The 5,507-nt window shown below is 29.4% G+C and carries 9 protein-coding genes; 3 read left to right on the plus strand and 6 right to left on the minus strand.

The window, feature by feature from the left end:
• Positions 1 to 198: 198 nt before the first annotated feature.
• From IAA47_06385 to IAA47_06400, 4 genes are read right to left on the minus strand one after another with little or no spacing between them, the layout of a single operon-like run.
• The gene (locus IAA47_06385; GenBank protein ID MBU3842588.1) at positions 199 to 966 is read right to left on the minus strand and encodes a 4Fe-4S binding protein; all 768 of its coding nucleotides are present in this window, start codon (positions 964 to 966) and stop codon (positions 199 to 201) included.
• Between the two features lie 21 nt (positions 967 to 987).
• Positions 988 to 2,061: a tRNA 2-thiouridine(34) synthase MnmA gene (mnmA, locus tag IAA47_06390; GenBank protein MBU3842589.1), complete on the minus strand. Its 1,074-nt coding sequence runs from the start codon at positions 2,059 to 2,061 to the stop codon at positions 988 to 990.
• Positions 2,062 to 2,077: 16 nt separating this feature from the next.
• Positions 2,078 to 2,698: a LysE family transporter gene (locus tag IAA47_06395; GenBank protein ID MBU3842590.1), complete on the minus strand. Its 621-nt coding sequence runs from the start codon at positions 2,696 to 2,698 to the stop codon at positions 2,078 to 2,080.
• A gap of 25 nt (positions 2,699 to 2,723) precedes the next feature.
• Positions 2,724 to 3,083, minus strand: a complete 360-nt coding sequence (locus IAA47_06400) for a zinc ribbon domain-containing protein (GenBank protein MBU3842591.1) — start codon at positions 3,081 to 3,083, stop codon at positions 2,724 to 2,726.
• A gap of 174 nt (positions 3,084 to 3,257) precedes the next feature.
• Between IAA47_06400 and IAA47_06405 the strand changes: the two genes are divergently transcribed.
• From IAA47_06405 to IAA47_06415, 3 genes are read left to right on the plus strand one after another with little or no spacing between them, the layout of a single operon-like run.
• Complete coding sequence (locus tag IAA47_06405) at positions 3,258 to 3,404, plus strand: hypothetical protein (protein ID MBU3842592.1); 147 nt, start codon at positions 3,258 to 3,260, stop codon at positions 3,402 to 3,404.
• Between the two features lie 8 nt (positions 3,405 to 3,412).
• Positions 3,413 to 3,697 carry a hypothetical protein gene (locus IAA47_06410; protein ID MBU3842593.1) on the plus strand — a complete coding sequence of 95 codons (285 nt, stop codon included), beginning with the start codon at positions 3,413 to 3,415 and terminating at the stop codon, positions 3,695 to 3,697.
• A 28-nt stretch (positions 3,698 to 3,725) separates the two neighbouring features.
• Entirely contained in the window at positions 3,726 to 4,691 is a 966-nt protein-coding gene (locus IAA47_06415; GenBank protein ID MBU3842594.1) for a dipeptidase, read from the plus strand.
• Positions 4,692 to 4,714: 23 nt separating this feature from the next.
• Here the strand turns inward: IAA47_06415 and IAA47_06420 are convergent, their stop codons facing one another.
• Positions 4,715 to 5,287 carry a TetR family transcriptional regulator gene (locus tag IAA47_06420; protein MBU3842595.1) on the minus strand — a complete coding sequence of 191 codons (573 nt, stop codon included), beginning with the start codon at positions 5,285 to 5,287 and terminating at the stop codon, positions 4,715 to 4,717.
• Positions 5,288 to 5,312: 25 nt separating this feature from the next.
• Positions 5,313 to 5,507: hypothetical protein (locus tag IAA47_06425; GenBank protein MBU3842596.1), on the minus strand; the 195-nt coding region annotated here is incomplete at its 5' end.

Below are 5,507 nucleotides of genomic sequence, written 5' to 3' on the forward strand. Positions count from 1 at the left end.
GCTAAAAAATTCAATAAGTCGAAGACTTAACCCTTGCATTTTTAGTGAGATAAGCTCATAGTTAATCAACTTCTTGGAATATGAAACAATTCTTAGTTTTCTTTTTAAATCATAAATAGCTGAGTAGTAACAATTGCTTAATTTAAAAGGAGAGAACCTACTATATTTAGCAGGTCTCTCCTTATTTTATTGTAACTACTAAATAAATATTTCTGGCTCTTTTCTTATTAGACACTTACTCTCTAACATTTCTATTATAGGTTGAACTGGATTATTTATTACTTCTCTTCCATTAAAATTACATACTTTTACACATGCATAACAATGAATACATTTCTCTAAATTCACATTCCTAGGATCATTACAATCAATAGCTCCAACTGGGCAAACTTTCCAGCACTTCATACACATATTACATTTTTCATTTGGAATTGGAGCGAAAATTCTTATAGGCATATCAGCTTTATATGGTCTATTTCCTGAAAAAATAGGAGTAGAAATATCTTTATTCTCCAATTTTTTTCTTATTTCCTTTCCAAAGCTATATGCAATACTTAAGTCTTTTTCATCTGGCCTATTTGTACCTACTTTTTTTGAATAGGAATGTTCTCCAATAAAAGCTCCACCAGCCAATATTTTAAAACCACTAGCTAATAATATATCTTCTAACTCTACCAAAGCATCTTCATAGGCTCGATTTCCATATACTACCACAGGAATAACATACCCTTTTCCCTTTATCCCTTTTAAAGTATTAAGTATAATTTTAGGAACTCTTCCTCCATAAACTGGCACACCTACTATAACTAAAACCTCTTCTGAATTATCATATTTTTCTCTATTATCTTTTATAAAAGTTATATTTTCACATTTTAATATATTTCCTATTCCTTTTGCAATCTCTTCTACAATCTTTTTTGTAGTATTAGTTGGACTAAAATAATAGTAATTTACTCCTTTTATCATTTTTAAAGCCCCCTTAATTTTTTAGATTATAAATCCACTTCCTAAAACTTTTTTCTCTTCATCATAAAATACTACACCTTGACCTGGAGTAATTGCTCTTACTTTTTCTTCTAAGAATTTAACCTTTATATTTCCATTTTCTTGTAATTTTAGTTGGCATTTATGTAATCTATCTCTTGAACGAGTTTTTGCCCAACAAATTTTACCATCTAACTCTTCAACTTTATCAACTGATATCAAGTTTATATCTCTAGCTAATAATTCATCTTTAAATAAAAGTTCATTATCTCCAACTATTACACAGTTATTTTTACTATCTAACTCCACTACATATAAAGGTTTTTCCTGTGCTATTCCAAGTCCCTTTCTTTGACCTATTGTATAAAAAGATAGTCCATTGTGTTTTCCTAAAATTTTTCCATCAGTTGTAACTATATTTCCTTTTTTTCCAGCTTTTCCTCTTGTTTGCTCAAGTAAAAACTCTTTTAATTTTCCATCTTCAACAAAGCATATCTCTTGAGAATCTTTTTTAGCATAAACTCTTACTCCTAATTGCTCAGCTAACTCTCTTACCTTTGGTTTTTCTAAATCACCTATTGGGAACATTACATATTTTAAATTATCTTTGTTCATTTGTGAAAGGAAATAAACTTGATCTTTATTCAAATCATCTCCCATTGATAATACTCCATCTTTTAATTGAGTATAGTGTCCTGTAGCCATAAAATCTGCTCCTAATGAACGAGCAAACTCTATCAACATTCCAAATTTTATATGTTTATTGCATACCATACATGGATTAGGAGTTTTTCCTTGTAAATACTCATTAACAAAATAATCCATAACTACCGTTTTAAATTCTTTTGTAGCATCTAAAACATAATGAGGTATCCCTAAATCATCACATACTTTTTTAGCATCTGAATCCTCTGGGTTACAAGTTCTCATAGTTACTCCTATAAGATCATATCCCTGCTTTTTTAAAATATACGCAACTGTAGAAGAATCTACTCCTCCACTCATAGCTACAGCTACTTTTATCTTTTTATTATTTTCATTATAAGTTAAATATTTTTCAAATTCTCTATTTTCCATTATGATTTTACTCCTATTACAAAATTTTTAATATACATCTTGCTAATATCAATATTCCAAATATAAATATAAGTCCTCCTGAAATTTGAGATATTTTTATTAATCTATCTTCATGTAAAACCTTAGTAGAATGTGCTATCACATAAGTGGTGATAAACCACTCAGTTGCTCCACCAAGCATTATTCCTAAAGCTATAAAAGGTGCTACTATTGAAACATCTTCCGAATAAACTTTTAAAGTTGTAAAAATAACAAGAATTGTAAAAATTCCAGATAAGTTAGCTATTGCTAGAAAAAATGTTGTAAAATAATCCTTTACCATTCCTGTTGGAGTACACTCTATCTTTTTTATCTTCTCTCTCTTCTCCAATTTTTTCCAACCTACAAGTAAAAGAAAAAGAGCTACTAAAATTTGTAGCCATGATTCATACTTCAGTATAAATCCCTCTACATAAGTCATAAATAAAAGTGCTATAACTCCATATATTATATCCACAGTTACCATTCCAAGTGCTGAGATATACCCCTTTTTTTGCCCTTCCATCATAGTTTTTTCCATACAATATATACCTACTGGTCCAAAAGGTAAAGATAATATTAAACCAGTAATTACCCCTTTTAATGTTGCTATTATAATCAATTTTTTACCTCCATCATATCTTTTAGTCTTTTAATAATTTACCACATTTAGGACAGTACTTAAACTCTCCAATTACATTAGCTCCACAATAAGGACAAGTATTAGCTTCTAATATTATCTTTTCAATATCTTCATATTCTACTTGCTTTTTATCTAAAATCTTTGAAATAGAAGTAGCCTTTAACTTATAAACACTCCTACACTTCTCACAGATTATAATATATTCTCTATTATATCTAAATACAGGAATGAAAAAGATATCAAAACTCCTACTTAACTCCATAAGCGAAAATTTCTCTCCTATACACCCCGTACATTTAAAAGTTACCGTGCCTAAATTCTTATTTTTATTCCCTATTCCAAAGACTCCTATAAAAAACATTTTCTCTCCTTGTTACTCAAGTAAAATTACCCTGTAATATATTTTCTATTCTAAATTATATCATATTCTTATCACCATTAAAAGAAAAATTAATTTTTTTAATTTTCTATTTTCAATAAAGTAAATATATTATATAATAAAATATAAATATAGTATTTTATGAAAGGAGTAACTTTGAATAAAAGGTTAACAGAGGAAGAGATTGAAAAGCAAATGGATAAAGCTTTGGATAAAATTCCTATGGAGATAAAAAAAATAAAATTAGTACTGTCTATAATAAAAAGATTTAACAGATTAAAAACAATTTTCAAATTTAAATAGGAGGATAGATGTTATCTGAAAAATTATTAAAAAAAATAGGAACAATAGCTAAAGAGTTTGAAAAAAGAGGATATACTCTTGAAGAAGACCTTATAGAGTTAGCTGAAACTAGAGAGGATATAGCTCAAAGATTAGAAGAGACAAAATTTAAAAAAATTGAATTTTTCCAAGATGATGAGTTACACTCTGTTGGGCTTACTTTAGAAGATGTCCAAATAGAATTTTTTGTAACTGAGGGAGAAGATGAGGAGGGACCTTGGTACGAAGCTGAGGCTGAAATAATATTCTTCTAAAAATAAAATATAAGGGGGAAATTAATATATGAAAATTTTTGACGGTCATGCTGATATTTGGTATGATGTAGCACAAAAAAGAAAAAATGGTGAAGAAAATATTGTAAAAAAATATCATCTTGATAGATTTAGAGCTGGAAATGTTATGGGTGGTATCTTTATAGCCTATCTTGAACATAATGATGAATTAGATGATGAAAAAGAGATGTTTCATTTAATTAATTCTACTATCCATGAAATAAAAAGTAACTCCGAGATATTTAATATTATAAAGAGAAAGGGTGACTTTAATAGAGGAATTGTTGATGAAAAACTTAATGTCATTATGGGAGTAGAGGGATTAAGAGCTATTGGAAGTAATTTAGATTGGCTTGATACTCTCTATGAATTAGGTTTTAGACATGCTTCTCTTACTTGGAATGAAGAGAATGATTTAGCTACTGGTGTAGCTGGAGATGAGAGTAGAGGACTCACTCCTCTCGGTATAGAAGTCATTAAAAAAATGGAAAAATTAGGAATGATTATAGATGTTTCCCATGCTAATGAGAAAAGTTTCTGGGATATCTATAACAATACTTCTAAACCTTTTATAGCTTCTCATTCTAATGCTAAGGCTCTTTGTAATCACAGGAGAAACCTTACTGATGAACAGATAAAAGCTATTGCTAGTAGAGATGGGGTAATTGGAGTCAATGCCTATAAACACTTTATTTCACTTGATTCTCATAATCAGACTTTAGAAAGATTTGTTGACCATATTGAGCATATTATATCACTAGTTGGAATAAGACATGTAGCTCTTGGATTTGATTTCTGTGAATATCTATATACTGATAAAAAAGAGGAAGATATTAACCCTAAAGGACTTGAAAACGTCTCTAAAGCTATGGGTATAATCAAAGAGTTAGCTAGAAGAGGATATGAAGAAAGTGATATCAGAAAGATAGCCTTTGAAAATTTTATGAGAATAGCTGAAACTGTACTAGAAGATTAAAGAGAGGATTGCTCCTCTCTTTGTTATTTTCTATAATCTTCCAATCTTTTATAGACCATAGTAGCTGCCGCCTCTAATAGTCTCTCTTTTATAACCTCATCACTTATACTCTCATAGTAGTTTGTAGCTATAAGAGTAGCAAATCCATGAGCATACATCCAACAATCTATATATAGATTTGTCTTGAATTCCTCATCAAGATTACTAAACCTTTCATCTTTTGACATCTCTATTCTAATCAAGTCTCTAAACTCTCTGATTACTTCATTTCTCTTTCCTAAACTCTCTTTTAAAAAGATAGCTTGGAAAAGCTCCTTCTCCTCTCTTGCAAATATACAAAGACCCATACCTATATTTAAAAATATAAACTCTGTTCTCTCTTTTTTTACATATTCAAGGAAAAGTTTTTTGGCATCATCTAGTAATTCATGTTTTAAATCATCTATTGAGCTATAGAAACTATAAATAGGTGCTGGAGACGCCCCTAATGATTTTGCAAGATTTCTAGCACTTATCCCCTCTATCCCCTCAGCTTTAAATACTTCAAAGGCTTTATTATAAACCTGCTCCTTTGTAAATATCGGTTTCTTTGGCATATGCTTTCCTCCTTAACAAAATCTATTAAAATCTCTTAGTATAAGATACTCCAAATGCTGTTATACTCTTATCATATGTTGGATTATTGATTCTCATATTAGCTGGCAATTTTTCATTTAGTTTAGCATATTTTTCAGTATAATGTCCTTCTTCAGAATCATAGAAGAAATGAGCTACTGTAAATACCCACTCAGTTGTCTCATCTGGATTATATTTTAA

The sequence above is a fragment of the Candidatus Fusobacterium pullicola genome (genome assembly GCA_018883725.1).
GTDB classification, from domain to species: Bacteria; Fusobacteriota; Fusobacteriia; order Fusobacteriales; family Fusobacteriaceae; genus Fusobacterium_A; species Fusobacterium_A pullicola.